Source organism: Streptomyces sp. GSL17-111, from assembly GCF_037911585.1.
GTDB lineage: Bacteria > Actinomycetota > Actinomycetes > Streptomycetales > Streptomycetaceae > Streptomyces.
This window is the reverse complement of the sequence record NZ_JBAJNS010000001.1, coordinates 1,487,676-1,514,345: the sequence shown is the minus strand read 5'-3', so window position 1 is coordinate 1,514,345 and position 26,670 is coordinate 1,487,676. Positions and strand designations below refer to the sequence as shown.

Here is a 26,670-nt window from a genome sequence, read left to right as displayed (position 1 = left end):
CGGTGCTGTATTACGCCTCCAGCGCGGCGAGGCCGCCGAGAAGCAGCGCGGTGAAGCGGTGGGCCCAGGCGGCGTCGACCGACTCGGCGCTCACGAGGCTGCGGTGCACGACCGCGCCCGCGATGACGTCGAAGATGAGGTCCACGGACCGCGCGGTCCGGACCGGGTCGACGTCCGGCGGCAGCTCGCCCCGGGCCTGGGCGCGGACGCGGCCCTCGATCACCAGCCGCTTCTGGCGGTCCACCACGGCGGCCTTGATCCGTCCGCGCAGCGCCGCGTCGGTCGTCGACTCGGCGACCACGGCCATCAGCGACGTCTTCGTCTCGGGGTGGCCCAGCAGCCGCGCGAAGGAGAGGACGACGCCCTCGATGTCGGCGGCGAGGCTGCCCCGGTCGGGGAGTTCGAGCTCGTCGAACAGGACGGCGACGGCGTCCACGACCAGCTCGCTCTTGCCGGGCCAGCGCCGGTACAGCGTGGTCTTCGCCACACCCGCACGGGCCGCGACGGCCGCCATCGTCAGTCGTGACCAGCCGCTTTCCACCAGTACCGCCCGGGTGGCGTCCAGGATCGCCTGGTCGGCCTGGGTGCTGCGGGGTCGCGCCATGGGGGTGACCCTATCTCCGCCATGTATTACGCTACGACTCGTAGCGTAATGGCGCTCCGCGCCCACGACGCGACAACCACGCGCCGGGTGGGGACCCGGCACACAACACCGCGTGAAGGGGGGAGACTGGTCTCATGCAGCCACGCAACATGTCCATGAGCGGTGTGGTCGACCTCGCCGCGGTGAAGGCGGCCGGTGAGGCCAGGCAGAAGGCGGAGGAGGCCCGCGCCCAGCGCGCCGCGTCCGCCGACCAGGGCGTCGAGGCGCCGGGCGGCGCGGACCGCCTCGTCATCGACGTCGACGAGGCGGGCTTCGAGAGCGAGATCCTCCAGCGCTCCGCCGAGGTCCCGGTCGTCATCGACTTCTGGGCGGAATGGTGCGAGCCGTGCAAGCAGCTCGGCCCCGTCCTGGAGAAGCTCGCCCACGAGTACGCGGGCCGGTTCGTCCTCGCCAAGGTCGACGTCGACCAGAACCAGATGCTCTTCCAGCAGTTCGGGGTGCAGGGCATCCCCGCCGTCTTCGCCGTGATCGCCGGCCAGGCGCTGCCCCTCTTCCAGGGCGCGGCCCCCGAGCAGCAGATCCGTCAGGTGCTGGACCAGCTCGTCGAGGCCGCCCGGCAGCAGTTCGGCATCGAGGGCGCCCCCGTGGCGCCGGGTGCCGAGCAGGAGGTGCCGCAGGCGGCCCCCGAGCCCCCGGCGGACCCGGCGCTGGCGGCCGCGCACTCCGCGCTGGACGCCGGTGACCTCGGCGGTGCCGTGCAGGCGTACAAGAACGTCCTCTCCGGAGACCCGGGCAACGTCGAGGCCAGGCTCGGCCTCGCCCAGGCGGAGCTGCTGGGCCGGGTGCAGGGGCTGGACGCGGGGCAGGTCCGCACGGACGCCGCCGACCGCCCCGACGACGTGGACGCGCAGCTGCGCGCGGCCGACCTGGACCTGGTGGGCGGCCACGTCGAGGACGCCTTCGGGCGGCTGGTGGACACCGTGCGGCGCACGGTGGGGGACGACCGCGAGAAGGTCCGCCTGCGGCTCCTGGAGCTGTTCGAGGTCATCGGCGGCGAGGACCCGCGGGTCGTCGCGGCCCGTGGCGCGCTGGCGCGGGTGCTCTTCTGACGCCTCGGCGGGGCCGGAGCGTCACCACCTATTGACATAGCGACAAACAGCGGCCGCGTTTTGCCAAATCTTGGCCATCGCGGCCGCTGTTACTTCGGGTAAGTCGGCGGCTTCCCTTGGTCCGCAAGGGGGCCGCCATTTCCTGCCATAACGCCACAGAACGGCGGCTACGCACGGTGCCGGACGTGGCGCTGCCGGCGCGCGGCCGTCACCCTGCCGTTACTCGCAAGTAATGCACCTCTTGTGCCGCCCCCCGTTGATGAACGACGATCGCCACGCTCGGTTCGTCGTCGTGGCCCGGCAGCCGGCCGGCGCCCAGGGACGACGAAAGTCCCCACCGAGCGACCGGGGAAGGCCCCATGCCCCGGTGGAGTGTGGACAGGGGGGTCTTCGCCGACGGCGGAGCCTGTCCCGCGGCCCGTGCGCCAGCACGGTCAGTGGTTGTCGCTCGGGGGGTGACCGCCGTCGGCCCGACGCGGGTGACGCGTCGTCGTCGGCGGTGCTTCTTCCCGAGGACGTAGCACTTCTCCCATCCCCGCCCGGCGGGCGCCCGGCGAGGGATGTACGTCCGAGAAGGAGGAAAGTCATGAAGTCCCAAGTTCGTGGCGGGACCAGATGGAAGCGGTTCGCCGTCGTCATGGTGCCCAGCCTGGCCGCGACGGCCGCCGTCGGCATCGGCCTGGCGCAGGGTGCGCTCGCCGCGTCGTTCAGCGTCTCCGGGCAGTCGTTCAAGGTCTCGGCCGACAAGCTGGTCGGCAAAGACTTCGTCCAGTACGGCAGCTACACCAACGGGTACGACCTCAAGGGCAAGGAGGCGCACCACCCGGTCGCCGTCTCCGGGTTCAAGAGCGCGACCATCACCAACATGTGCCAGTCCGTGGTGACGCCGGACGTGCCGTTCATCGGCTCGGTCAGCCTCAACCTGACGGCGGGCACCGGTGACACCCCGGTGACGGCCAAGAACCTCTACCTGGACGTCGCCGACCTCGACGCCGACGCGACCTTCACCAACATCGACATCGGTGTGGCGGCGAAGGACGCGGACAAGGGCCCGGGCATCCAGCCGGGCACCGAGAAGAACGTCAACCCGTACGGCTTCGCGCAGCAGGCCGAGGAGGCCGTGCTGACCAACGTGGAGCAGCGCGCGTGGGCGACCACCGCCGGCACGTTCAACCTCAGCAACCTGAGCCTGCGCCTGCACAAGGGCGTCAAGGAGTGTTACTGAGCACCGCCTGACGCGGGCGGGGACGGCACGCCTCCCCCGCCCGTGTCACCCCTCTCACCACCGTTCTCCACGGCATTGCCGGTTCCAGGGAGCTGTTTTCCATGAGCGCCGAGTCTCCAGGTCCCCGCGGCCGATTCACCGACTGGCGGCTGCGGTTCCGCGCCTGGCGGCGCAGCCGGCCGTTCTGGGCCGGGCTGCTGACCCTGCTGGGCGGTCTGCCCATCGCCTACTTCCCCTACGCCAACCTCAAGCTCGGCCATCTGACGCTGACGATGGCCACCACCGCCGGGGCCGGTTCGCTGATCATCGGCGTGCTCCTGGTCACCCTGGGCCTGACGATGTGGTTCCAGTCGGTGGTCCGGGTCTTCGCGGGCATCGCCGCGATCCTGCTCGCGCTGATCTCCATACCCGTGTCGAACCTCGGCGGTTTCTTCATGGGCTTCCTCCTCTCGCTCGTCGGCGGTGCGTTGTCGATCTCCTGGGCCCCTTACGACCCGGACGGGCTGGACCGTTCGGACGGGCCGGGCCGGCCGGACGACCGGGACGCCGTGGCCGAGGACGACGCCCCCCGGACACCCGGTACCGACCCCGTGACCGTGCCCGGCGCACGCGAGGGGGACACGCCCGGGGCACCGGCCACCGCGCCCGAACCGACCGGGGGGAAGCCCAGTGCAGCGTGACGACATCCCCGCGCGTGAGGGCAGATCGGGCCCCCGGCACGCCGCCCCCCGCAGGTCGCTCCTGACGAAGGTGCAGGCCCCCGCCGGCCGGGCGATCGCGCTGGCCGCCATGCCGAGCGCACTGCTGTTCGGCATGGGCCTGACGCCCAAGATCGCGCTGGCCGACGAGCCGGGGAACCCCTTCGCACCGGGGCCCTGCGTCACCCAGCCCGAGGACTCCGCGGAGGAGGAGAAGGGCGGGCCGTCGCCGGAGGAGGAGCCGGCCGCCCCCGGGCCCGAGGAGCCGAAGCAGCCGGAGGAGGTGCCCGCCGCCCCCGGGCCCGAGGAGCCGAAGCAGCCGGAGGAGGAGCCGGCCGCACCCGAGCCCGAGAAGCCGGGCGGGCCCGAGCCCGAGAAGCCGACCGAGCCGGAGCCCGAGCCGGAGCCCGACAACCCGTGGGACCCCCTCGGGGTGGGGGACGCGCTGAAGGACCTCTTCGGCCTGGGCGAGGAACCGGAGCGGGCCGCCGAGAGCCCCGACGCCGAGCCCGGGGCGCCGTCCCCGGAGGCCGAGGCGGCGGCGGAGCCGGAGGCCGCCGAGAAGGCACCGGAGTCGGCGGAGGATTCCGGCTCGACCGCCGAGAAGCAGGCGGCGGAGCGGACCGAGCGGGAGATCCGCGACGCGGCCGAGAAGGTGGGAGCCGACGTCGAGGAGCTGCCCGAGGAGTCGCCGGAGCCGGACGCGGCCGACGACGCGGCCGACGACACCGGGCAGGAGCCGCCGGCCCCCGGCGAGAAGGAGCCGTTCCCCTGCCCCACGCACGACCCCGAGGCGCTGGCCAACGCCGAACTGGAGCCCGGCATCCCGCTACTGCCGGACGAGCCGTGGCTGCTGGAGTCCTCGAAGCTGGTGCTCAGGGAGCTCGACTACCACGGCATCGTGGAGGTCAGGACGGCGGGCGGCGCGGTCAAGAAGGTCCTGAAGTTCACGAGCGAGTCCGTGGACATCGGCGACCTGCACCAGCGGGTGACCGGCGCGCGCGGGGGGACGACCCACGTCGAGGCGGAGCGCGGGTCGACGTCCACCATCCGGAACGGCACGGTGACCATGTACACCGAGAAGCTGAAGGGCAACCTCTTCGGGCTCATCCCCGTGACGTTCAGCCCGGACACGCCGCCCCCGCTGAACGTGCCCTACGCCGTCTTCACCGACGTCAACGTCACGCAGGCCGGGCAGTTCGGCGGCACGCTGACGATCCCCGGCATGCACCAGTACCACGACTGAGGACACGCCGAAGGGCCCGCGAACCGGGCCCTTCGGTGCTCCTCGTGCGGTCCGCCCGCAGGGGGTGGCTCAGCTGTCGTGGCCGAGGTGCAGGACGCGGACCATGTTGGTCGTGCCGACGACGCCCGGCGGGGTGCCCGCCGTCATGATCATCACGTCGCCCTCGTTGTAGCGCTTGAGCTTGAGCAGCTCCCGGTCGACGAGGTCCACCATCGCGTCGGTGTTCTCCGCGTGCGGGACGACGAATGTCTCCACGCCCCAGCTGAGGGTGAGCTGGTTGCGCGTGCCCGGCTCCTCGGTGAAGGCGAGGATCGGCTGCTCGGCGCGGTACCGGGAGAGCCGGCGGACGGTGTCCCCGGACTTGGTGAACGCCACCAGGGCCTTCGCGCCCAGGAAGTCGGCCATCTCGGCGGCGGCGCGGGCCACCGACCCGCCCTGGGTGCGCGGCTTCTTTCCCGGCACGAGCGGCTGGAGGCCCTTGGAGAGCAGCTCCTGCTCGGCCGCGATGACGATCTTCGACATCGTCTTGACGGTCTCGATCGGATACTGGCCGACGGAGGACTCGGCCGACAGCATCACCGCGTCGGCGCCGTCGAGGATCGCGTTCGCGACGTCGGACGCCTCGGCGCGCGTCGGCCGCGAGTTGGTGATCATCGACTCCATCATCTGCGTCGCCACGATCACCGGCTTCGCGTTGCGCCGGCACAGCTCCACCAGGCGCTTCTGCACCATCGGGACCTTCTCCAGCGGGTACTCCACCGCCAGGTCGCCCCGGGCCACCATGACGCCGTCGAAGGAGAGGACGACCTCCTCCATGTTCTCGACGGCCTGCGGCTTCTCCACCTTCGCGATGACCGGCACGCGGCGGCCGACCTCGTCCATGACGCGGTGCACGTCGCGGACGTCCTTCGCGTCCCGGACGAAGGACAGGGCGACCATGTCGCAGCCCATCCGCAGCGCGAACCTCAGGTCGTCGACGTCCTTCTCGCTCAGCGCGGGGACGTTGACGGCCGCACCGGGCAGGTTGATGCCCTTGTGGTCCGAGACGACGCCGCCCTCGATGACGATGGTGTGGACGCGCGGCCCGTCGACCTCGGTCACCTGCAGTGCGACGTTGCCGTCGTTGATGAGGATCGGGTCGCCCTTGGAGACGTCGGCGTTCAGGCCCTTGTAGGTGGTCCCGCAGATGGTCCGGTCACCGGGGACGTCCTCCACGGTGATGGTGAACTCCTCCCCCCGGACGAGCTCGACGGGCCCCTCGGCGAAGGTGCCCAGCCGGATCTTCGGGCCCTGGAGGTCGGCGAGCACGCCCACCGCGCGGCCGGTCTCCTCGCAGGCCTTGCGGAGCCGGGCGTACCGCTCCTCGTGCTCCCGCTGGGTGCCATGGCTCATGTTGAAGCGGGCCACGTTCATACCGGCCTCGATCAGCGTCTTCAGCTGATCGAAGGAGTCGACGGCGGGGCCCAGGGTGCAGACGATTTTGGAACGGCGCATGCGTGCGATCCTATCGTTTTGTTTAGAAGCCAAACGTACTGGGGGTGATCTGGCTCACCCGTTCGCGGCTGTGACCAGGGCATACGTCTGCGTGGCGATCTCCAGTTCCTCGTCGGTGGGGACCACCGCGACCGCGACCCGAGCGTACTGCGGCGAGATGAGCCGCGCCGTGGACGTCCGCTCGGCGTTCAGTTCCTCGTCCACCGCCAGGCCCAGCACCTCCAGACCCGCCACGGCCGCCCGCCGCACCGGAGCCGAGTTCTCCCCGACCCCCGCCGTGAAGGCCACGGCGTCGACGTGCCCCAGCACGGCCGTGTAGGCGCCCAGGTACTTCCGCAGCCGGTGCACGTAGATCGCGAACGCCAGCCGTGCCGCGTCGTCCCCGTCGTCCATCCGGCGGACGATCTCCCGCATGTCGTTGTCCCCGCACAGGCCGACGAGCCCGCTGCGCCGGTTGAGCAGGGTGTCCGTCTCGTCGACGCTCAGACCCGCCACCCGGGCGAGGTGGAAGATGACCGCCGGGTCGATGTCCCCCGAACGGGTGCCCATGACCAGCCCCTCCAGCGGCGTGAGCCCCATGGAGGTCTCCACACACCGCCCGCCCGCGACGGCGGAGGCCGAGGCGCCGTTGCCCAGGTGCAGCACGATCACGTTCACCTCGGAGGGGTCCTTGTCCAGCAGCTCGGCGGTGCGCCGCGAGACGTAGGCGTGCGAGGTGCCGTGGAAGCCGTAGCGGCGGATGCGGTGCGCGTCGGCCGTCGCCACGTCGATGGCGTACCGGGCGGCGTGCTCGGGCATCGTCGTGTGGAAGGCGGTGTCGAAGACGGCCACCTGCGGCAGACCCGGGTTCATCGCCCGGGCGACGCGGATGCCGCTGAGGTTGGCCGGGTTGTGCAGCGGCGCCACCGGCACCAGCCGTTCGATCTCCGCGAGCACGGCGTCGTCCACCACCGTGGGGCGGGTGAAGCTCCGGCCGCCGTGCACCACCCGGTGCCCGACGGCCGCGAGGTGCGGGGAGTCGAAGCCGAGACCGTCCGCCGCCAGCTCGTCGGCCAGGGCCTTCAGCGCGCTCCCGTGGTCCGGCGCGGCCAGGGCGCGTTCGCGCCGCGTGCCGTCGGCCGGGGTGTGCGTCAGCCGGGGCGCGGCCTCCCCGATCCGCTCCACCAGGCCCACGGCGAGCCGGGCGTGGTCGGCCATGTCCAGCAACTGGTACTTCACCGAGGAGGAACCGCAGTTGAGGACGAGGACGTGACGGGCGGTCATGCGGAGGTGCTCCCTTGCGACGGTGCGTCGGCGGTGGCCGACGCCGGGTCCGGCGGTGCGGCCCCGCGCTGCTGGGCCTGGATCGCGGTGATCGCGACCGTGTTCACGATGTCCTGCACCAGCGCGCCGCGCGAGAGGTCGTTGACCGGCTTGCGCAGGCCCTGGAGCACCGGCCCCACGGCCACCGCCCCGGCCGACCGCTGCACCGCCTTGTAGGTGTTGTTGCCGGTGTTGAGGTCCGGGAAGATCAGCACGGTGGCCCGCCCGGCCACCGGGGAGTCGGGCAGCTTCGTCGCCGCGACGGAGGGCTCGACGGCCGCGTCGTACTGGATCGGCCCCTCCACCAGCAGGTCCGGGCGCCTACCCCGCACCAGCTCGGTGGCCTGCCGGACCTTGTCCACCTCCGCGCCCGAGCCGGAGCTGCCCGTCGAGTACGACAGCATCGCGACGCGCGGCTCCACCCCGAACCGGGCCGCCGTCGCCGCCGACTGGATCGCGATGTCCGCGAGCTGCTCGGCGTCCGGGTCGGGGTTCACGGCGCAGTCGCCGTAGACCAGGACGCGGTCGGCCAGGCACATGAAGAACACCGACGAGACGATCGACGCGTCCGGCTTCGTCCGGATGATCTCGAACGCGGGCCGGATCGTCGCCGCCGTCGAGTGCGCCGCGCCCGACACCATGCCGTCGACCAGGCCCTCCTGCACCATGAGCGTCCCGAAGTAGGAGACGTCGGCGACGATGTCGTAGGCCAGCTCGCACGTCACCCCCCGGTGCGCGCGCAGCTGGGCGTAGATGTCCGCGAAGCGCTCCCGCAGCGGCGACGTCGCCGGGTCCACGACGCGGACGGTGGCGGCAGCCCCCTCGCCGCCCCACTCCGCCTCGTCCGTGCCCGGGAGGCGCAGCTCGACGCCCAGCTCGGCGGCGCGCCGGCGGATCGCCGTCTCGTCCCCGAGCAGCGTCAGGTCGCAGATGTTGCGGCGCACCAGGACCTCCGCCGCGCGCAGCACCCGCTCCTCGGTCCCCTCGGGCAGGACGACGTGGCGGCGGGCCGTGCGGGAGCGCTCGACCAGCTCGTGCTCGAACATCATCGGCGTCACCCGGTCGCTGCGGACGACCGCGAGCCGGTCGGTGAGCTGCCGGGTGTCGACGTGCGACTCGAAGAGGCCGAGCGCCACCTCCACCTTGCGCGGGCTGGCCGCGTTCAGCCTGCCCTCCAGCGAGAACAGCTCCACGGCGGTCGGGAAGGAGCCGCCGGGCACCGAGAGCACGGGCGTGCCGGGGGCGAGTCGCTCGGCCAGCGCCAGCGTCTCCTTGCCCGGGTGCTCGTCGAGGGTGAGCAGGACGCCCGCGATGGGCGGGGCGCCCGCCGAGTGCGCGGCGAGCGCCCCGACGACGAGGTCCGCCCGGTCGCCGGGGGTGATGACCATGCAGCCCTCGGTGAGGGCGGGCAGGAACGCGGGCAGCATCGCGCCGCCGAAGACGAAGTCCCGGCAGTCCCGGGCCAGCCCCGTCACGTCGCCGAGCAGCACCCGCGCGTCCAGGGCGTCCACGACCTGCCGGACGGTCGGGGCGGAGAGCGCCGGCTCCTCGGGGATGACGAAGACCGGCTCGGGCAGGTGCCGGCCCAGCCAGCGGGCCGCCTCGGCGGCGTGCCCGTTGCGGACGCGGTTGGCGATCATGGCCAGTACCTCGCAGCCCAGCGAGGCGTAGGCGTGGTGGGCGTTGCGCACCTCGGCGACGACCGAGTCCGCGCCACGGTCCAGCCCGGCGACGACGGGCAGCACGGGCGCGCCCAGCTCGTTCGCCAGCCGGGCGTTCAGCGACAGCTCGGCGGGCAGGTTCGTGTCGGCGAAGTCGGTGCCGAGGACGAGGACGGCGTCGTAGTCGGCGGCGATCTCGTGGTGGCGGTCGACCAGGCGGGATATCAGCTCGTCGGTGCCCCGGTCGGCCTGGAGGGCGGCGGCCTCGTCGTACCCGAGGCCGGTCATCGCACCCTGCGGCTGGCTCAGCCGGTAGCGGCTGCGCAGCAGGTCCAGCATCGGATCGGGGCCGTCGTGGGTGAGCGGCCGGTACACGCCGATCCTGCCGACCTGCCGGGTCAGCAGCTCCATCACCCCCAGCTCGACGACCTGGCGGCCGTCGCCCCGGCCGATACCGGTTACGTACACACTGCGGTTCACCCGTCAGCTCCCCTGGGTCTACGGTGCGGTGCGAGGACGTCCGTGCGGGAAGGGGGAAGTGGCCGCCGCGGCAGGCCCTCCCGCACCTTCCCGCAGGACGCGTACCCGCTTCCGGCCCGTTGTGACCTGCGTCTGCCTCGACGATACGCGCGCACCACGCGCGCCCGCACGTGCGGGCGCCGAGTCCGGCGCGACCGCTCCCGGGGTGTCCGGGTGCGGCGGGCGGCAGCATGCGGACGGTCACGCGGCCGTGCGTTCAGAACATGAAACAATCCCCCCGCCCAACGTCGGACCGTCCCCGATCAGGAGTAGCGATCACATGCGTATCGGAGTCCTCACCGCCGGCGGCGACTGCCCCGGCCTGAACGCCGTCATCCGTTCGGTCGTGCACCGCGCGGTGGTCGACCGCGGCGACACGGTCATCGGATTCGAGGACGGCTACAAGGGGCTGCTGGACGGCCGCTACCGCGAGCTGGACCTCAACTCCGTCGCGGGCATCCTCGCCCGGGGCGGCACCATCCTCGGCTCCGCCCGGCTGGAGCGCGGCCGGCTCGCGGAGGCGTGCGCGGAGGGCGAGGAGCTGCTCGGGCGGCTCGGCATCGACGCCCTCATCCCCATCGGCGGCGAGGGCACCCTCACCGCCGCCAGCATGCTCTCCCAGGCCGGGCTGCCCGTCGTCGGCGTCCCGAAGACCATCGACAACGACATCTCCGCCACCGACCGCACCTTCGGCTTCGACACGGCCGTCGGCGTCGCCACCGAGGCGATGGACCGGCTGAAGACGACGGCCGAGTCCCACCAGCGCGTGATGGTCGTGGAGGTCATGGGCCGTCACGCCGGGTGGATCGCCCTGGAGGCGGGCATGGCGGGCGGCGCGCACGGCATCTGCCTGCCGGAGCGGCCGTTCCAGATCGACGCGCTGTGCAAGATGGTCGAGGAGCGGTTCTCGCGCGGCAAGAAGTTCGCCGTGATCTGCGTGGCCGAGGGCGCCCGTCCGGTCGAGGGCACGATGGCCTACGAGAAGGGCGCCATCGACCAGTACGGCCACGAGCGCTTCACCGGCATCGGCAACCGGCTCGCCCGCGAGCTGGAGGACCGGCTCGGCAAGGAGGCCCGTCCCGTCATCCTCGGCCACGTCCAGCGCGGCGGCACGCCGACCGCCTACGACCGCGTCCTCGCCACCCGCTTCGGCTGGCACGCCGTGGAGGCCGCCCACCGGGGGGACTTCGGCATGATGACGGCCCTGCGCGGCACCGACATCGTCATGGAGCCGCTCGCCGACGCCACCCGCGAGCTGAAGACCGTCCCGCAGGCCCGCATGGACGAGACCGAAGCCGTCTTCTGACGCCCGCCCGCTCACCTCCGCACCGCACCACCAGCACCACCAGCTCCACCGGCACCACAGCGCGTCACCGCACGACCGCCGCCGCATCCGGCGTCCTGCCCCCCAACGGCGTGGGGCAGCCCCTTCCCCGCCACCCGGCCGCCGCGCCCGCGCCCGGCCCCGCGCCTCACCGGCGCCAGTGGTACACGTGCTCCGGCCGCCCCGCCCCGTAGCGCTGGGCCCGGTCCGCCAGCCCCTGCTCCGCCAGGTGCTCCAGATACCGCCGCGCCGTCACCCGGGACGTCCCCGTCAGGCCCCCCACCGCGCTCGCCGACAGCCCCTCCGCAGCGTTCCGCAGGTGGTCGACGACCGCCTCCAGCGTCCGGTTGCTCATGCCCTTCGGCAGCGGCCCGCCGACACTGCCGCGCAGCGCCGCGAAGGCCCGGTCCACGTCCTGCTGCGCCGGAGCCCCGCTGTGGGCCACCAGCCGCTCGCGGAACTCGGCGTACCGCTCCAGCTTGTCCCGCAGCGCCGCGAAGGTGAACGGTTTCAGCAGGTACTGGACGACGCCGTGCGCCACGACGGACCGCACGATCTCGACGTCCCGCGCCGAGGTGACGGCGATGACGTCGGTGAGGTCGCCCCGGGCCCGCAGCGCCCGGCACACCGCGAGGCCCGTCATGTCCGGCAGGTAGAAGTCCAGCAGCACGAGGTCCACCGGCTCGCGCGCGGTGCGGTCCAGGGCCTCGACGCCCCGGTGCACCGCTCCGACGGCGGTGAAACCCGGCACGCGCTCCACGAACTGCACGTGCGCGTCCGCGATGCGGGGGTCGTCCTCCACGACGAGGGTTCTGATCACGGTGCCTCGGTTCCCCGGCCCGCCGGGCCGGTACGCAGCCGCACGGTGAAGACCGCGCCGTCGCCGCTGTGCACGCCGACCTCACCGTCATACCGGTTGATGACCTGTTTGACCAGTGCGAGCCCGAGGCCCCGGCCCTGCCCAGCGCGCCCGCCGCCGCTGCCGTCGGGCGTCGCCTTGGTCGAGAAGCCCCGCCGGAAGATCGCGTCCAGGTGGGCGCCGTCCACACCCCGCCCGGAGTCGGCGACGCGCACCAGCAGGGCGCCGTCGCCCTCCGTGCGGGCGGTGACCCGCACGCGGCGCGGGGGCACGCCCGCGAGCGCGGCCTCGATGGCGTTGTCCACCAGGTTCCCCACGAGGGTGACCAGGTCGCGCGGGGCGATCCCGGTGGGCTCCACGGCGGTGTCGTCCGTCACGTCCAGCTCCACACCGCGTTCGGCGGCCTGGGCGGCCTTCCCCAGCAGCAGCGCCGCCAGCGCCGGTTCCTCCACCGCCCCCGTCAGCCGGTCGGTGAGCTGCTGCGCGGAGGCCAGCTCCACCGTCGCGAACTCCACGGCCTCCTCCGGGCGGCCCAGCTCCACGAGCGTCACGACGGTGTGCAGCCGGTTGGACGACTCGTGCGCCTGGGCCCGCAGCGCCTCGGCGAAGCCCCGCACGGACGCCAGCTCTCCGGCCAGCGCCTCCAGGTCGGTGTGGTCGCGCAGGGTGGTGACGGCGCCCAGCGGCCGGCCGTCCTTCTGGAACCGCTCCTGGTTCACGACCACCACCCGGTCACCGACGACGCACAGCTCGTCGTGCACGGGCGTGCCCGACGTCAGGATCCCGCCCAGGGGCGCGCTCAGCCCCAGCCCGGCCACGGGACGCCCCTCCGCGCCCTCGGGCAGGCCCAGCAGCCGACGCGCCTCGTCGTTGGCCAGCGTCAGCCGCCCGCCCGGATCGACGATGAGCAGCCCCTCGCGGACGGTGCGCAGCACGGCGTCGTGGTGCTCGTACAGCCGGGCGATCTCCGGTGCGCCGAGGCCGAACGTCTGCCGCCGCAGCCGTCGGCTGATGCTCCACGAACCGGCCCCCGCCATCACCAGTGCCCCACCGGACACGGCGCCGATCGGCGCCAGCCGCCGCCGTACGTCGTCCCCGATCTGCCCCTGGAGGATGCCGACGGACACCAGCCCCCGCACCTCGCCGCCCGCGTCCCGCACCGGCACCACCGCCCGTACCGAGGGCCCGAGCGTTCCCCGGTAGGTCTCGGTGACGACGCCGCCCTCCAGCGCCGGGGCGATCGTCCCGATGAACGGCCGGCCGAGGAGGCCCGGGTCCGGGTGCGAGTAGCGCGTGCGGTCGGGGGCCATGAAGACGACGAAGTCGGTGTCCGTGGCCGCCCGTACCGACTCCGCGAGCGGCTGGAGCGTCCGCTGCGGTGCCGGCCGGGCGTAGGCCTCCCGCACGCTCGGCAGCTCGGCCACACCCCGGCTCAGCGTGGTCACCTTGCGCTCGGCGTCCTCCTCGCTGTCGTCCCGCGCGTCGAGCACGACCAGGAGCGCGCCCGCCCCGACCAGCACGACGATCACCGCGAGCTGGAGGACGAACAGCTGCTGGGCGAGGCTCGGCCGGTTCCGCATCCCCGCATTCTGGCGCGGACGCCGCCCGAGCCGGACGCCGCCCGGCCAGCGCCGGTCAGAACCCTCCGCCGAAGTCGCCGCCGCCGAACCCGCCGACGTCCCCGCCGAACCCGCCGCCCCCGAAGTCACCGGGGGAGAAGTCGGAGCCCGAGACGTCGCCGCCCGCCGCGTCCGCCCCTCCGCCGTAGGCGTAGGCGCCGGGGCCCGCCATCATGCCGCCGAGCATGGTGCCCATGAGCAGCCCCGGCAGCAGGGCGCCGCCGAAGTAGCCGCCCGCCCAGGGCCCGTACATCGGCCCGGCGTTCCAGTAGGGCTGGGGGCCGCGGTCGGTCTGCACCATCCGGGAGTCGGGCTCCTCGCCCTCGGCGAGGCGTTCCGCGTCCGCCGCGCAGGCCGGGACCGAGCGTGTCGTCCCGCCCGGCGGCGCCCACCGCACGTCCGTGACGGACGGCCCGTGCCGGGGGTCGAAGAAGCACGGCTTGCGCTCCTCCTCCGGCAGCGGCGCCCCCGTGCGCCGGGCGTCGAGCGTGGCGAGCGCGAACCGGCCCTCGGCCAGCCGCTGCGTGACCGGCTGGACGTCGCGCGGCTCGCGCGCGACGGTCATGCCGTCCTTCGCCGCCTCGTAGGCGTCCAGGGCGCGGGTGTAGTCGGTGCGCATGGCGTCGTCCGCGCCCTGCTCGCCGGGCCGGAAGTCGAGCCGGTTGAGCTCCTCGCCGAACGCGGTGATGTCCTCGTCGACGACGACCCGCAGCTTCTCCAGCTCCGCGCGCCGCCGCTCCTCCTCGCGCCTGCGGGAGCGGCGGCGCAGGGCGTAGAAGCCGACGCCGCCCGCGAGAAGGAGTCCGCCGAGGGTCGCCAGCCCGGCCGCGCCCGAGCCCTCGGTGCCGCCCTCGTCCCACGAGGCCGGTGCGGTGCCGTCGGCCTGGGGCAGCGCCTCGTCCACGAAGGAGGTCAGCTGGGTGGTGGCGTCGTCGTGCTCCCGCTCGACGGCGCCCTCCAGGTTGGCCACGGCGTCGCGCGACATCACCTGGGAGTCGGCCCCGGCACTGAAGCCGTCGCCGAGCTGGACGGCGTACACGCCGGTGACGCCGGTGAGCGCCCGCAGGTCCGCCAGCACGGTGTCCGGGGGGAACTCCTCCGTCGCGGGCAGGACGGCGACGAAGACCGGCTTGTCCGCGTCCTCGATGCGGGCCTCCAGCCGGGCCTCCGCACCGGAGGACAGCTCCGACCGGGCCTCGGGGTGGACGTAGACCGGGTCCTGCCGCAGCTCCTCCGCCACGGCGCTCACCCCGTCCTGGGCGGGGGCCGCGCCGAGGGCGGGGACCGGCGCCGCGAGCAGCCCTGCGGCGAGCAGGCTCCCGCACAGCGCGCGGAGGGCGGTGGTGACGGAGGGCGTCATAGCGGTCTCCTCGGTACGGCTGGCCCCGCGCGCCCGCACCGGCCGCCTCCGGGGCCCTGCGTTCTCTCAAGGTAACGCGCCCGGCCCGGCGGTCGTTCCCGCGTCAGCCGCTGCCCCGCAGCGCGGCCAGGTGGGCCCAGAAGTGCTCGGTCACCTCGTCCAGGAACTGCCGCCCGGCGTCCACGGAGTTGCTGCCGGTCTCCGTCTCGGTGGAGATCCAGCTCAGGGAGGAGAAGCTGCGCTTGTGGAACTCGTCGTTCAGCCGCTCCAGGACGCGTTCGACCGTGGACCGCTCCAGGGTCGGCAGCAGCTTGTGCACCGGTTTCACGTACGCCTGCCAGCGCGACCCGGCGGCGCTGCGCAGGTACGCGCGCAGGGCGCCGTCCTTGCCGATCAGCTCGATGTGCGTCCTCGGGGAGAGATCCAGGGTGACGGCGAGCGTCGCGGCCTGCTGGTCGCTGCCGGTCCACCTCCCCGTCCGTTCGACCTCCGCGTACCGGGCCGCCGGCATCCCGATCCGGAGGGCGACGTCGGACAGGGCGACGCCCTTGAGCAGGCGGTACTCGTGCAGAGTGCGCGGAGTGCCCAGCAGATCGCCGGGGGCGCACCACAGGGCGCCCGCGAGAGCGGCCAGCTCCGTCTCGTCCGGGCTGGCCTCCTGGAGCTCCCAGGCGGCGATCGTCTCGGGGGCGGTCCGGAGCCCGAAGGCGGCCCACATGCCGTAGGAGACGTGCGCCGGCGTCATGCCGAGGGACTCCCGCAGACGGCGGGCCGCCGCGGCATCGAAGGGCGGTCGTGCGTGCATTCCGGTCACGTTAGGCCCGGTGACAGGGCGTGACCTACAGTGCGTTCACCCGAATCAACAAACTGTAGAAAGATCCAGTGGTCAGCGGCGGGTCTCTTCCTGTGGCGCGTCCTCGCGGTGGAGGAAGGTGTTCAGCAGGTCGCCGACGGGGTGGTCGGCCTCGTTGGGGTGGCGCAGGGCGAGGCCGGTGTCGATGGTGTAGCGGTTGCGGCGGCCCACGCGGGTCCGGGTCAGGTACCCGGCCTTCTCCAGGTCGGCCACGATGAGCTGCACGGAGCGTTCGGTGATGCCGATGCCGGTCGCGACGTCCCGCAGCCGCGCCTCGGGGTCGCGGGCCAGGCACACCAGGACGCGTGCGTGATTGGTCAGGAAGGTCCAGCTCTCGCCGCGGGTCGGGGGAACACTCATGGCCACAGGCTACGCGCTGTGGACGAAGTTTTATTAGCGAAAAATATTTCGCGTGAATCTTGACGCGCAAAACTGTTCGGGTGACGCTGGAGGTGTCGCACCGCCTCCCCGAAAGGGGCCCCACCCGTGAGCCTCTCCCTCGCACCTCACCCCGCGCCGCCCGCGCCGCCGCCCGGCCGCACCTCCCTCCCCCGGCCGGTCGCCGCCGTCCTCACCGACCACCCCGACGACGTGCGGGTGGCAGAACTCGCCGCGCGCGCGGCGACCGCCCGGGGCGTGCCGCTCCTGCTCATCTCCGTCCTGCCGCCCGAGCCCCCGAGGCCGGTCTCCGACCTCGACGCCCTCGCCGTGCTGAGCCGGGTCCTGCCGACGGTCGGCCGGGCGCGGATCGGCTACATCCCGGCCGTCTACCGGCCGCCCGAGGCCGACGTACGACCGGACCGCGGGCTGCGCGCGGCGACCGGGCTGCTGGACCTCGCCACCCGGCACCGTGCGCCCCTCGTGCACGCGTCCTGCGGCAACCCGGGGGGCGTCGACGCGCACACGCTCATCGAGGTCACCGCCGCCCGTGGCGTGCCGACCGTCCGCGCCGTGCCCCGGACGGTCGGCCCCTCGTCCCAGCGTCCGACGTGCCCCTGCGGCCCGGCCGGGGCCGCCCGGTACCGCGCCGACTCACCCGTGCTCCCCCCGAGGACCCCCTCACGATGAACGACCTCTCGTTCCCGGTCCCCCTGTGGGTGTGGGCCGCCGTCACGCTCGGCATCGGCGTGATGCTCGCCGTCGACCTGCTCGCCCACCGCGACAACCACGTCATCGGTTTCCGGGAGGCCGCGATCTGGAGCGCCGTCTGGATCGCGGCGGGCCTCGGCTTCGGCCTCGTCCTGTGGGCGTGGCAGAACGGTGAGGTGGCCTCCACCTACTACGCCGGGTACCTGATCGAGAAGGCCCTGTCCATCGACAACGTCTTCGTCTTCGCGCTGATCTTCTCGTTCTTCGCCGTCCCCGAGGCCTACCAGCACAAGGTCCTCTTCTGGGGGGTGATCGGAGCCCTCGCCGCCCGGCTGGTGTTCATCTTCGTCGGCGCCGAACTCCTCCAGGTGTTCTTCTGGACCGCCTACCTGTTCGGCGCGTTCCTGATCTGGACCGGCTGGAAGATGGCCTTCTCGAAGGACGAGGAGGTCCACCCCGACCGCAACCCGGTCGTCCGCCTGGTGCGGAAGGTCGTCCCGACCGACTCCCGCTTCCACGGGGACCGCTTCTTCATCCGCGTCGACGGACGCCGCGTCGCCACCCTGCTGTTCGTGGTGCTCGTCGCGATCGAGGCCACCGACCTGATCTTCGCGGTCGACTCCGTCGCCGCCGTCCTGGCCATCACCACCAACACCTTCCTGGTGTGGACGGCCAACGCGTTCGCCGTCCTCGGCCTGCGCAGCCTCTACTTCTGCCTGGCCGGACTCCTGCGCCGCTTCCGTTACCTGCACTACGGCCTGGCGGTTCTCCTCGTCTTCGCCGGCGTCAAGCTGATCCTGTCCGAGACCCCGGTGGGCAAGCTCCCGATCCCCCTCACCCTCGGCGTCATCATCGCCACCATCGCGGTCTCCATCGGCTGGTCCCTCGTCACCACCCGCGACGGGGACGGCCCGCCCACCACCGAGGACACCCCCGGTGCCCCGCACCACCCCGCCGACCCCGCCGACCCCAGCGCCGAACACCACCCGGAAGGACGCCCCACCTCATGACCACCCGCGCCCCGTCCTGCCCGGCGCGGTTCTGAACAGGGCGTGCCACCAGGCGCGGACCAGGAGCGTGAGCGCCGAGGCGGCGAGGAGCGCGGCCGTCACCAGCAGCCAGCGGCCGAGGAAGACGTCGTCCGGCAGGGCGGTGTAGGGCGTGAAATGGGGGACCCGGCCGAGGATCAGCGGGTACCAGATGAGCAGCAGGAGCCCGGAGAGGAACACCGGCACCCGCACGTGGTTGACCCACCGCCTGGGCGGACTGCGCAGCGCCGCGCCGCCCAAACGGTCCACGCCCGCGTACACCGGCAGGAACACCAGGTCATGGAGGAGGGCCGCGCCGACGAACCACACCAGGACGCCGACCGTGTCGCCGTCCAGCAGCCGCACACCCGCGTACAGCGTCACCGTCAGCGAGGCCAGCAGGAGCAGCAGGTGCAGCGGGGAGGCGCCGTACCAGCGCCGCAGCCGCCGCATCAGACCGCCCCGAACGTCAGCCGCGTGACCCACTTGGTGTTGTGCACGCCCGGCGCCGCGGGGACGATGACCCGCGCCGGGTAGCCGTGGTCGGGGGAGAGGTCGGCGCCGTTGACCCGCAGCGCGAGCAGGGACCGCTGATCGCCGACCTGGTTGCCGCGCAGGGCCGCCGAGCGGAACGCCCCACGGCTCTGCACCGATTCGACGAACACGCCCTCGTCCCTCCCGGCCCCGCCGACCAGCGCGCCCAGCCGGGCGAGCCGCACCCCGCTCCAGAGCTGGTCACCGGTGGACCAGCCCTCCACACAGGCGATGGGCAGCGCCGCCTCGTCCTGCGGCAGCGCGAGGAGCTGCGCCCGCGTGAAGACCCGCTCCCGCCCACCGGCCCGCACCACCAGCCGCCAGCCGTCCCCGAGCTCCTCGGGCCGGATGCCGACGGCGGCGGGCGTCTTGTTGACCTGGAAGCCGTTCGGCCCCGGCCCCGGGTCCTGGCCGCGCGGCGCGAACAGGGCCGTCCCCCGCAGGGAGCCGCCGATGCTCTGCCCCGCCGTCGTCACGAACAGCAGCAGCGAACCGGCCCCGACGAGACCCAGCGCGCCCCGTCGGGAGATCGTCGGAGCTGCCGGTGCCGGTGCCGCCAGCCCCTCCTCGTCCCCGACGTGCCGCCGCCCCCGCAGCGCCCGCACCATGACCGGTACACGGGTGGCGATGTGCACGACGAACGCGGCGATGAACACCCACGAGCCGTAGAAGTGCAGCGGATAGAACGAGCCCGGGAAGATGTACTCCAACTGCACGTTGAGGATCCCGGTCGCGAACACGAACAGCGCACCGCCCACCAGGAACAGCAGTGACAGCCGCTCCAGCGCGTGCGCCGCCGACCGCAGCGGCGGCCACACGAACAGGCGCGGCACGACCGACCACAGCTTGGCCAGCAGCACCGGCACCAGCACGATGCCGAGGGTGACGTGCACGCCCTGCGTGAGCCGGTACAGCCAGTGCGGGTCGGTGGGCCAGGCGAACAGGTAGAAGCCGAGCCACCCCCGGTCCGGCGTGGTGTCGTTGCCCCGCAGGTCGGGGTTGTACGCCGCGTACGACAGCAGCCCCGTCACGAACAGCACCGGAACGCCGACCAGCAGCACCGCCCCCAGCGCCGACGTGAACCGCACCCCGCGCACCGGGCTGCGCCAGAACTCCGGACGCGCCGGGCCCGGCGGAGGCTCCCGCAGCCGCTCCCGCAGCCGCGTGCCCGGTCCGCCCTTCGGATCGAACCGCGTCGCGCCCCGCCCTGACGGCATGTCATTCCGCTGCATCGCGTCCTCCGGCCTCGTCCCGCAAGGACGCTAGCCACCGCTCGGGGCCCCTCGGCGGCACGACACGTGGCGGTACGCTGACCGGATCACCCAGCAGAACGAGGGGACGAGGAGGTGAGACCCGTCAACGCCGTCGCAGGACGGGTGCTCCCGCCCCACCCCGCGTAGGAACGTGACCGCGTGAGCGCCCTTCGATACCGAAAGGCACGCCGTGCGCCTCTCCGAACCAGCCGTCCCACCCCTTCCCGGTCCACTCGTCGCCCGACTCCGCGCGGCCGGGTGCGTCTTCGCCGAGGACGAGGCCCGCCTGCTCCTCGCCACCGCCGAGGGGCCGTCCGCCCTCGCCCGCATGGTGGAGCGCCGCGTCGCCGGTGAGCCGCTCGAACACGTCCTCGGTCATGCCGAGTTCTGCGGACTGCGTATCGCCCTGGAACCCGGCGTCTTCGTGCCGCGCCGCCGCACCGAACACCTCGTCCGGCGGGCGCTGGCCGAGACCCGCCGGGCGGACGTCGTCGTCGACCTTTGCTGCGGCTCGGGCGCCGTCGCCGCCGCGCTCGCCGACGCCCTCGCCCCGGCCGAGCTGCACGCCGCCGACCTCGACCCCGCCGCCGTCCGCTGCGCCCGCCGCAACCTCGCCCCCTACGACGGCGCCGTCCACGAGGGCGACCTCTTCGCACCCCTCCCGCCCGCGCTTCACGGCCGCGTCGAGGTCCTGGCGGCCAACGTGCCCTACGTCCCCACCGGCGAGGTGGCGCTGCTGCCGCCCGAGGCCCGGCTCCACGAGCCCCGCGCGGCGCTCGACGGCGGCGGCGACGGGCTGGCCGTCCTGCGCCGGGTCGCCGCCGAAGCGGGAGAGTGGCTGGCCCCCGGCGGCCGGCTCCTGGTCGAGACCGGTGAACGCCAGAGCGCGGCGGCGGTCGCCGTCCTCGCCGGAGGCGGGCTGCTGCCGCGTGTGCACCACTCGGCGGACCCGCCCGCCACCGTGGTCAGCGCCCGGCGTCCGCCGGGCGGGTGACCCGTCGCCCGTCGACCACCCCCGTGTCCTGTCGCCCGTGCGTATCGTTGACCGTGCGGCTGCGCTGTGTGGCGCGGCGGGGAGGGAGCGGCACCGTGACCGTCGAACTGGCTGACAGGATCGAGATGGCCGACGACGACGCAGAAGAGCTGACGCTGGATGCGCTGTTCGAGCAACTGCTGCCCGTCCCCGAGGGCTACAAGGTCGAAATTGTCGAGGGGACAGTCCACATGTCCCCGCAGCGCCGCATCCACTGGAAGATCATCAGCAGGGTGCACCTTCAACTGGTCGAACACTTCGGTGACGATGAGAGCATCGATTCCGATGTCCGTTTCGACTTCCCCGGGCACCTGAACGGCTTCGCCCCCGACCTGACGAAGGCCAGGGAGGGGGCCGAGGCCGACGCCAAGGGGCGGCTGGCGCCGGAGGACCTGGAGTTCGTGCTGGAGGTCATCTCCAAGGGCACCGGGGTCAACGACTACGGGGTGAAGCTGCGGGCGTACGCGGCCGCCGAGGTGCCGGTCTACCTCATCGCCGACCCCTACGTCGGCCGCTGCCACCTCTACACCCACCCCAAGGACGGCGCGTACCGCACCGAGCTCATCGCCGACTTCGGTGAGCCCATCGACCTCACCCAGACCGACCTCGGCCTCGTCCTCGAAACGGACCGCTTCCCGCGCGAGTGACGGTCGCCGCTGTCCTCGGCCGATGTCCTCAGCCGAGGACGTCGGCCAGCAGCGCGGCCGTCTTCGCGACCAGGGCGTTGTCGTTCGGCCCCTCCGGCAGCGTCGGCTTCGTCGTCAGCACGGCCATGACGATCGGCGGTTTCCCCGGCGGCCGGACGACGCCGACGTCGTTGGCCACCCCGTAGTCACTGCCCCCACCCGTCTTGTCCGCCAGCACCCAGTCGTCCGGCAGCCCCGCCCCGAAGCGCGCGCCGTTGGTGGTGTTGGCCACCAGCCAGCCCGTCAGCCGTTCCCGGTCGCCCCGCGTGAGCGCGTCGCCCACGACGAGGCGCCCGTACGTCCGCCCGATGGCGCGCGGGCTGGTGGTGTCGGTGACGCGCCACGGCTCCGCCGAGTTCAGCTCGGGCTCCCAGCGGTCCAGCCGCGTCGTGCGGTCACCCAGCGAGCGGCTGAAGCGGGTCACGGCCGTGGGGCCACCCAGCTCACGCAGAAGCAGGTTCGCCGCGCCGTTGTCGCTCTCACTGACGGCGGCGGCGCACAGCGCCTCGACGGTCATCCCGCCGGACACGTTCTCCGCCCTGCTGGTGACGGGGGCGTACCCCGCCGCCTCGACGTACTCCAGGCGGTAGCGGATGCGCCGCGCCAGGAACTCCCCGTCGCGGTCCAGGTCTCGCAGGATCGCGGCGGCGGCGAGCGTCTTGAAGACCGAGCACATCGGGAAGCGTTCGTGCGCGCGGTGCACCACGGTCCTGCCGGTGGCCAGGTCGCGGGCGAACACCCCCAGCCGCGCGCTGTGCTCCCGCTCCAGCCGCCGCAGCTCCCGCACGACGGCCTCGCCGCCGCTCGGCGCCGCCGCCCGCGCCGTGCCGGCCGAGGCCGACGCCAGACCGGCGGCCAGGACCGTCCCCGCGCCCATCGCCATGACGGCCCGGCGGGCCGGTCGTACGTGTGCACTGGTCAAGGTCAAGATCGGCCTCCCTCTCGTGTGGATCTCCACCATCCAACACGCATACGACGCCGCCGTAGTTGCTCGGTGCCACCTCGGCGCGGCGCGCGACGGCGCGGCCCGTCAGTCCCCGTCGTCCCGCCCGAAGCGGCGGACGAAGCGGCGCTGCCAGGGCGTCTCGACGGCCCGGCGGTGGTAGTGGCGGCGCACGTAGGCCACGGCCTCGTCCGCCGGGACCCCGTCGAGCACGGCCATGCAGGCCAGCGCCGTACCCGTCCGGCCGACGCCGCCCCCGCACGCGACCTCCACCCGTTCCGACGCCGCGCGAGCCAGCGTCTCGGCGAACCGCACCCGCGCGCCGCGCGGGTCCTTCGGCAGCCGGAAGTCCGGCCACGGCACCCAGTCGGCCTCCCACGACGGGGACGGCGGCTCCTCGCCGAGCAGGTACAGCCCGAAGTCAGGAGACAGTCCCCCGGGCGGCCCGTGCCGCAGCCCCCGCCCTCGCAGCAGGACGCCGGACGGCAACCGCAGCACCCCCGCCGCGTCCGGCGCCCACGGGCCCGTGGACCCGCTCACCCCCGTGTGACGTCCATCAGAAACGCCGACCAGGCGTCGGACGGGAAGCTCAACGCCCCCCGCCCGGTGTCCTTCGAGTCCCGCACGTGCACGGTCGCGCAGGAGCAGGCCGCCACCTCCACGCATGCACCGCCGCTGGAGTCGCTGTAGCTGGATTTGAACCAGTGCAAGTCGATCACTGCTTCCACTCCTCCGCGGATTTTCGAATCAGCTCCAGCGATTGGTCAGGGCTGAGAGCTTGTGCGCGGATCATCGCATAGCGCTGCACCAACTCCGTTACGCGGTCCGGGGTCGTGATGAGCCGACTGTGGTGCTGCACTTCGAGGTGCACGACGTGCCGATGCTGCGGCGTGACGACGATGTGCATAGGTCCGGGCAGGCCAGCGTGAGAGCGGCGTGACCCTCTGTTCAGCGGAGTGATCTGGACGGTGACGTTGGGCGCCTCAGAAGCCTCAGCCAGGTGCTGCATCTGCTGGTACATGCACCTGCGGTCACCGACCTGGCGTTGAATCACGGACTCGTCCATGACCACCTCGATCAACGGGACTGGATTCCTGCGGCTGAGCGTCGACTTCCGGTCCATCCGTGCCTGCGTCAGCTGGTCGATTTCGTCGATCTCCAGGGGCGGGTAGCCGCACTCAAGCACAGCGCGCGCGTACTCCTCAGTCTGTAGAAGACCGTCAACCACCATGTTCTCGTAGGCAGCCACGCTGAGGGCCGTTTGTTCGAGCAGGGCGTAGTCCTTGAAGTGGGGTGGGTAGCGGTCGGCTTCCAGGTGCTGACCCAGCTTCGACAAGACCTGGCGTCCGTCGAAGAGTTCTCGGTCGAGGAGCGCGAGCATCTTCATGGTGACGCCGTCCTTGCAGGTCTCCAACTTGCTGATGGCCGCCGCCGTGTAGCCGATCCGCTGGCCGAGCTCCTCCTGGGACCACCCCTTCTCCTCGCGGGCCGAGCGCACCAGATCAGCAATGGCCCGGCGTGTACCGGAGGCTGACTCCCGCTGTTCTTCCGTCGCCATGGTTCTCCCCTTTCAACATGGCTCAACACGCCACAACCCGCGTTCGAGCAGGCTCGACAGTTGATCACCCGTCGAGTTCAGGTCATTACATAACGTAGGCGACCGCACTGACAGTGGTCCCGTGAACAGGGAAATGCGTGATCCGAACGTCCCGTGGGTGCCGCTGCTCGGAGTGCAGCTGCGCCTGGCGGGGGTGTACTTCGACGCCGTCCGGGTGCGGGGCCCGCTCGGGCGGCACATCGCTCTGCGGTTCGGCGAGCTGACCGGGGGCGATCCCGGCCCGGTGATCCTGGAGCGGGACGGGGAGCGGGCGGTGTACTTCCTCATCGCTTCCGGCAGCGGGGCGCGGCGGCGCTGGCCCGCCGGGGCGGAGCTGCTGACGAGTGGCGGCACCGCCCGTGACCCGCGCAGCAGCTACGTCGGGGTGCCCGCGCTGGCGGGCGGGACGTGGCCGCTGAGCTGGTACGCGCCGCCCTCGCCGGACGGCCGTCTGGTGCACACGGCGCTGCTGCACGCCGTGCTGTGGGCGGTGCATCGCGCCCGGTCAGGCGCACAGAGTGCGCCGGTCTCCCGCACCGACCCGTACGCCTGACCGGGCGCGCGCGGGCGTGGGGAAGCCGGGAGACTGTGGGGAGGGCGGACGTGCGGAGGAGGGCCTGCCGTGGTGTGGCGCACCGCTGAGGACGTCTACATCCACCATGTGCTCACCGGGCTGGTGGCGGGGGTCATCGTGCAGGACGCCCGGGGGCGGGTCGTCGCGGTGAACCGGCGGGCGCGGCAGCTGCTGGGTCGTTCGGTGCGCGAGATGATCGGGCGCGACGCGCACGACCTGCTGCACCGGGGCCCGGCCGGGGAGCCGTTGCCCCGCTCCCAGTGCCCGCTGATGCAGGCGTTCCTGGCCGGGCACCCCGAGCAGTTCGACCACCAGTGGTTCCAGCGTGGCGACGGGGAGCTGCTGCCCGTCGCGGGCATGACGATGCCGTACGTCTTCGAGGGGTCGCGGGAGGGGGCCGCCGTCGCGTTCTACGAGCGGGCGTGGGCCGCGCGGGGGCCTGATCCGGCGCCGCCCGACCACGTCGCCGCGCTCGCGGACCTGGCGGACCGGTTGGCGCTGGTCTCCGAGACGACGGCGGTGCTGACCTCCACGCTGGACCTCCAGGAGGCGCTGCGGCGCCTGGTGCGACTGGCCGTCCCCCGTTTGGCGGACTGGGCGGTGGTGGATCTGATGAGTGAGACGGGCGCCCTGCAACGGGTGGCCGTCGTGCACATGGAGAACGGTCGGCACGTGGAGGTGGCGGAGCTGGCGGGTCCGATGCCGCCGCTGCAGGAGTCCTCCCGCAGGCCGCTCTCGCGGGTGCTGCGCGGCGCCACGGCCTCGCTCCTCGTGGACCGGAGCGACTACGTCGGCCCACCGGACTCAGACCTCGCGGCGGTGCAGCACGACCTCTTCGGCCGGATCGGGATGCGCTCGGCGATCATCGCGCCGCTGCCGGGGCCGCGCCGGGTGCACGGTGCACTGACGCTCGCCCGCACCGACAACCCGAAGCCCTACGACGCCGCCGAGCTGGCCCTCGTCGACGACATCTCCCGCCGGGCGGGACTGGCCGTGGACAACGCGCAACTCTACGCCGGTCAGCAGCGGGTGTCCGAGACGATGCAGCGGCACCTGCTGCCGCGCCCGCCGGACGTGCCGGGGCTGGAGATGGAGTGCCGGTACCGGGCGGCGCCGCAGGCGTCACGCGTCGGCGGCGACTGGTACGACGCCTTCCGGCTGCCGGACGGCGCCACGGCGCTGGTGATCGGCGACATCCTCGGCCACGATCTCCAGGCCGCCGCCTGCATGGCGCAGGTGCGGAACATGCTGCGGGCCTTCGCCTGGCAGGAGGCCGACGGGCCGAGCGTCACCGTCGACCGGCTGGACCGCTCGCTGGTGCACATCAGCGAGGCCGAGACGGCGACCCTCGTCTTCGCCCGGCTGACCCCCGACGGTCCGGACGGCGCCTGGCGGCTGCGCTGGACGAACGCCGGGCACCCGCCGCCGCTCCTGCTGGACGGAGCCGGCGGCGCACGACTGCTGGAGGAGGGCAGCGGGCTCCTGCTGGGCACCGAACTGGACGTCGAGCGTACGGACGCCGTCGTCGACCTGCCGCCGCGCAGCACCGTCGTCCTGTACACCGACGGGCTGGTCGAGGCCCGGGATCTGCCGGTCGACGAGGGGCTGGAGCTGCTGACGCGGCACGCCACCGAACTGGCGCACCTGCCGCTGGACGCGTTCTGCGACGAGCTGCTGCGCCGGTCACGACCGGCGGCGGAGGAGGACGACGTCGCCCTGCTGGCGCTGCGGGTGCCGCCCGACGGCACCCGGCCCTGACCCCGGCCGATGTCAGGGCCGGTGCCAGGGCCGGAGTCGGGGCCGGGCGGGGACATCCGGGCCGGGCCGCCCGCCTGCACGGCGGTCAGCCGTGCTCGTCGAGCCGGAAGCCGACCTTGAGGCCGACCTGGTAGTGCTCCACCCGGCCGTCCTCGATGTTGCCGCGGATCTGGGTGACCTCGAACCAGTCCAGGCCGTGCAGGGTCTGTGCCGCGCGGCCGAGACCGTTGCGGATCGCCGCGTCCAGCCCCTCGTGCGAGGTGCCGACGATCTCCGTCACCCGGTACGTGTGCTCGCTCATG

At 73.0% G+C, this 26,670-nt stretch carries 27 protein-coding genes; 11 read left to right on the top strand and 16 right to left on the bottom strand.

What is annotated here, in order from left to right:
- Nucleotides 1-10: 10 nt before the first annotated feature.
- Entirely contained in the window at nucleotides 11-604 is a 594-nt protein-coding gene (locus V6D49_RS06400) for a TetR/AcrR family transcriptional regulator (protein ID WP_340557875.1), read from the bottom strand.
- A 134-nt stretch (nucleotides 605-738) separates the two neighbouring features.
- Here V6D49_RS06400 and V6D49_RS06395 point away from each other — a divergent pair, with 134 nt between their 5' ends.
- The 4 genes from V6D49_RS06395 (at nucleotide 739) to V6D49_RS06380 (ending at nucleotide 4,882) form a co-directional block, all read left to right on the top strand.
- A complete protein-coding gene (locus V6D49_RS06395) occupies nucleotides 739-1,713 on the top strand; it encodes a tetratricopeptide repeat protein (RefSeq protein WP_340557874.1) in 975 nt (324 codons plus the stop codon).
- Nucleotides 1,714-2,299: 586 nt separating this feature from the next.
- Nucleotides 2,300-2,938, top strand: a complete 639-nt coding sequence (locus V6D49_RS06390; RefSeq protein ID WP_340557872.1) for a DUF6230 family protein — start codon at nucleotides 2,300-2,302, stop codon at nucleotides 2,936-2,938.
- A 101-nt stretch (nucleotides 2,939-3,039) separates the two neighbouring features.
- Nucleotides 3,040-3,618, top strand: coding sequence for a DUF6114 domain-containing protein (locus V6D49_RS06385; RefSeq protein WP_340557870.1), 579 nt, complete (start codon nucleotides 3,040-3,042; stop codon nucleotides 3,616-3,618).
- Nucleotides 3,608-4,882: a hypothetical protein gene (locus V6D49_RS06380; RefSeq protein ID WP_340557869.1), complete on the top strand. Its 1,275-nt coding sequence runs from the start codon at nucleotides 3,608-3,610 to the stop codon at nucleotides 4,880-4,882. Before V6D49_RS06385 ends, V6D49_RS06380 begins: the two co-directional genes overlap by 11 nt.
- A 69-nt stretch (nucleotides 4,883-4,951) precedes the next feature.
- On the opposite strand, the gene pyk is transcribed toward V6D49_RS06380, so the two are convergent.
- From pyk to pta, 3 genes are read right to left on the bottom strand one after another with little or no spacing between them, the layout of a single operon-like run.
- The gene (pyk, locus tag V6D49_RS06375; protein ID WP_340557867.1) at nucleotides 4,952-6,376 is read right to left on the bottom strand and encodes a pyruvate kinase; all 1,425 of its coding nucleotides are present in this window, start codon (nucleotides 6,374-6,376) and stop codon (nucleotides 4,952-4,954) included.
- A 54-nt stretch (nucleotides 6,377-6,430) separates the two neighbouring features.
- The gene (locus V6D49_RS06370; protein WP_340557864.1) at nucleotides 6,431-7,639 is read right to left on the bottom strand and encodes an acetate kinase; all 1,209 of its coding nucleotides are present in this window, start codon (nucleotides 7,637-7,639) and stop codon (nucleotides 6,431-6,433) included.
- A complete protein-coding gene (gene pta, locus V6D49_RS06365; RefSeq protein ID WP_340557863.1) occupies nucleotides 7,636-9,819 on the bottom strand; it encodes a phosphate acetyltransferase in 2,184 nt (727 codons plus the stop codon). Before pta ends, V6D49_RS06370 begins: the two co-directional genes overlap by 4 nt.
- Nucleotides 9,820-10,138: 319 nt before the next feature.
- Here pta and V6D49_RS06360 point away from each other — a divergent pair, with 319 nt between their 5' ends.
- A complete protein-coding gene (locus V6D49_RS06360; RefSeq protein WP_340557862.1) occupies nucleotides 10,139-11,164 on the top strand; it encodes an ATP-dependent 6-phosphofructokinase in 1,026 nt (341 codons plus the stop codon).
- A gap of 166 nt (nucleotides 11,165-11,330) precedes the next feature.
- Here the strand turns inward: V6D49_RS06360 and V6D49_RS06355 are convergent, their stop codons facing one another.
- The 5 genes from V6D49_RS06355 to V6D49_RS06335 form a co-directional block, all read right to left on the bottom strand.
- Entirely contained in the window at nucleotides 11,331-12,002 is a 672-nt protein-coding gene (locus V6D49_RS06355; protein ID WP_340557860.1) for a response regulator, read from the bottom strand.
- Complete coding sequence (locus tag V6D49_RS06350) at nucleotides 11,999-13,621, bottom strand: sensor histidine kinase (RefSeq protein ID WP_340557858.1); 1,623 nt, start codon at nucleotides 13,619-13,621, stop codon at nucleotides 11,999-12,001. The genes V6D49_RS06355 and V6D49_RS06350 overlap by 4 nt, the downstream gene beginning before the upstream one ends.
- A gap of 55 nt (nucleotides 13,622-13,676) precedes the next feature.
- The gene (locus V6D49_RS06345) at nucleotides 13,677-15,020 is read right to left on the bottom strand and encodes a hypothetical protein (RefSeq protein ID WP_340557856.1); all 1,344 of its coding nucleotides are present in this window, start codon (nucleotides 15,018-15,020) and stop codon (nucleotides 13,677-13,679) included.
- Between the two features lie 103 nt (nucleotides 15,021-15,123).
- Nucleotides 15,124-15,825 (bottom strand): helix-turn-helix domain-containing protein, encoded by a 702-nt coding sequence (locus V6D49_RS06340; protein WP_340557855.1) that lies wholly within the window; start codon nucleotides 15,823-15,825, stop codon nucleotides 15,124-15,126.
- Nucleotides 15,826-15,906: 81 nt separating this feature from the next.
- Nucleotides 15,907-16,233: a helix-turn-helix transcriptional regulator gene (locus tag V6D49_RS06335; protein WP_340557853.1), complete on the bottom strand. Its 327-nt coding sequence runs from the start codon at nucleotides 16,231-16,233 to the stop codon at nucleotides 15,907-15,909.
- Between the two features lie 126 nt (nucleotides 16,234-16,359).
- On the opposite strand from V6D49_RS06335, the gene V6D49_RS06330 reads away from it, so the two are divergent.
- Together V6D49_RS06330 and V6D49_RS06325 are read left to right on the top strand one after the other, a co-directional pair.
- Nucleotides 16,360-16,941, top strand: a complete 582-nt coding sequence (locus tag V6D49_RS06330) for a universal stress protein (RefSeq protein WP_340557851.1) — start codon at nucleotides 16,360-16,362, stop codon at nucleotides 16,939-16,941.
- Entirely contained in the window at nucleotides 16,938-17,972 is a 1,035-nt protein-coding gene (locus tag V6D49_RS06325) for a TerC family protein (RefSeq protein WP_340557849.1), read from the top strand. The genes V6D49_RS06330 and V6D49_RS06325 overlap by 4 nt, the downstream gene beginning before the upstream one ends.
- Here the strand turns inward: V6D49_RS06325 and V6D49_RS06320 are convergent.
- Complete coding sequence (locus tag V6D49_RS06320) at nucleotides 17,967-18,443, bottom strand: hypothetical protein (RefSeq protein WP_340557847.1); 477 nt, start codon at nucleotides 18,441-18,443, stop codon at nucleotides 17,967-17,969. The genes V6D49_RS06325 and V6D49_RS06320 overlap by 6 nt on opposite strands.
- Nucleotides 18,443-19,741 (bottom strand): molybdopterin-dependent oxidoreductase, encoded by a 1,299-nt coding sequence (locus V6D49_RS06315; RefSeq protein ID WP_340557845.1) that lies wholly within the window; start codon nucleotides 19,739-19,741, stop codon nucleotides 18,443-18,445. Before V6D49_RS06315 ends, V6D49_RS06320 begins: the two co-directional genes overlap by 1 nt.
- 226 nt (nucleotides 19,742-19,967) lie before the next feature.
- Here V6D49_RS06315 and V6D49_RS06310 point away from each other — a divergent pair, with 226 nt between their 5' ends.
- Both V6D49_RS06310 and V6D49_RS06305 read left to right on the top strand, forming a co-directional pair.
- Nucleotides 19,968-20,771 (top strand): putative protein N(5)-glutamine methyltransferase, encoded by an 804-nt coding sequence (locus V6D49_RS06310; protein WP_340557843.1) that lies wholly within the window; start codon nucleotides 19,968-19,970, stop codon nucleotides 20,769-20,771.
- 95 nt (nucleotides 20,772-20,866) lie between these two features.
- Nucleotides 20,867-21,457 (top strand): Uma2 family endonuclease, encoded by a 591-nt coding sequence (locus V6D49_RS06305; RefSeq protein WP_340557842.1) that lies wholly within the window; start codon nucleotides 20,867-20,869, stop codon nucleotides 21,455-21,457.
- A 28-nt stretch (nucleotides 21,458-21,485) separates the two neighbouring features.
- On the opposite strand, the gene bla is transcribed toward V6D49_RS06305, so the two are convergent.
- From bla to V6D49_RS06285, 4 genes are all read right to left on the bottom strand, one after another.
- Nucleotides 21,486-22,379, bottom strand: a complete 894-nt coding sequence (gene bla, locus V6D49_RS06300) for a class A beta-lactamase (RefSeq protein WP_340563721.1) — start codon at nucleotides 22,377-22,379, stop codon at nucleotides 21,486-21,488.
- A gap of 147 nt (nucleotides 22,380-22,526) precedes the next feature.
- Nucleotides 22,527-22,979 carry a protein-tyrosine phosphatase family protein gene (locus V6D49_RS06295; RefSeq protein WP_340557840.1) on the bottom strand — a complete coding sequence of 151 codons (453 nt, stop codon included), beginning with the start codon at nucleotides 22,977-22,979 and terminating at the stop codon, nucleotides 22,527-22,529.
- Nucleotides 22,976-23,095: a DUF397 domain-containing protein gene (locus V6D49_RS06290; protein WP_340563716.1), complete on the bottom strand. Its 120-nt coding sequence runs from the start codon at nucleotides 23,093-23,095 to the stop codon at nucleotides 22,976-22,978. Before V6D49_RS06290 ends, V6D49_RS06295 begins: the two co-directional genes overlap by 4 nt.
- Before the next feature lie 59 nt (nucleotides 23,096-23,154).
- Nucleotides 23,155-23,997: a helix-turn-helix domain-containing protein gene (locus V6D49_RS06285; protein WP_340557838.1), complete on the bottom strand. Its 843-nt coding sequence runs from the start codon at nucleotides 23,995-23,997 to the stop codon at nucleotides 23,155-23,157.
- A 121-nt stretch (nucleotides 23,998-24,118) separates the two neighbouring features.
- Between V6D49_RS06285 and V6D49_RS06280 the strand changes: the two genes are divergently transcribed.
- Complete coding sequence (locus tag V6D49_RS06280; RefSeq protein ID WP_340557836.1) at nucleotides 24,119-24,589, top strand: hypothetical protein; 471 nt, start codon at nucleotides 24,119-24,121, stop codon at nucleotides 24,587-24,589.
- 69 nt (nucleotides 24,590-24,658) lie between these two features.
- The gene (locus V6D49_RS06275) at nucleotides 24,659-26,368 is read left to right on the top strand and encodes a SpoIIE family protein phosphatase (RefSeq protein ID WP_340557834.1); all 1,710 of its coding nucleotides are present in this window, start codon (nucleotides 24,659-24,661) and stop codon (nucleotides 26,366-26,368) included.
- 85 nt (nucleotides 26,369-26,453) lie between these two features.
- On the opposite strand, the gene V6D49_RS06270 is transcribed toward V6D49_RS06275, so the two are convergent.
- Nucleotides 26,454-26,669 (bottom strand): dodecin, encoded by a 216-nt coding sequence (locus V6D49_RS06270; protein WP_340557832.1) that lies wholly within the window; start codon nucleotides 26,667-26,669, stop codon nucleotides 26,454-26,456.
- Nucleotide 26,670 lies beyond the last annotated feature (1 nt).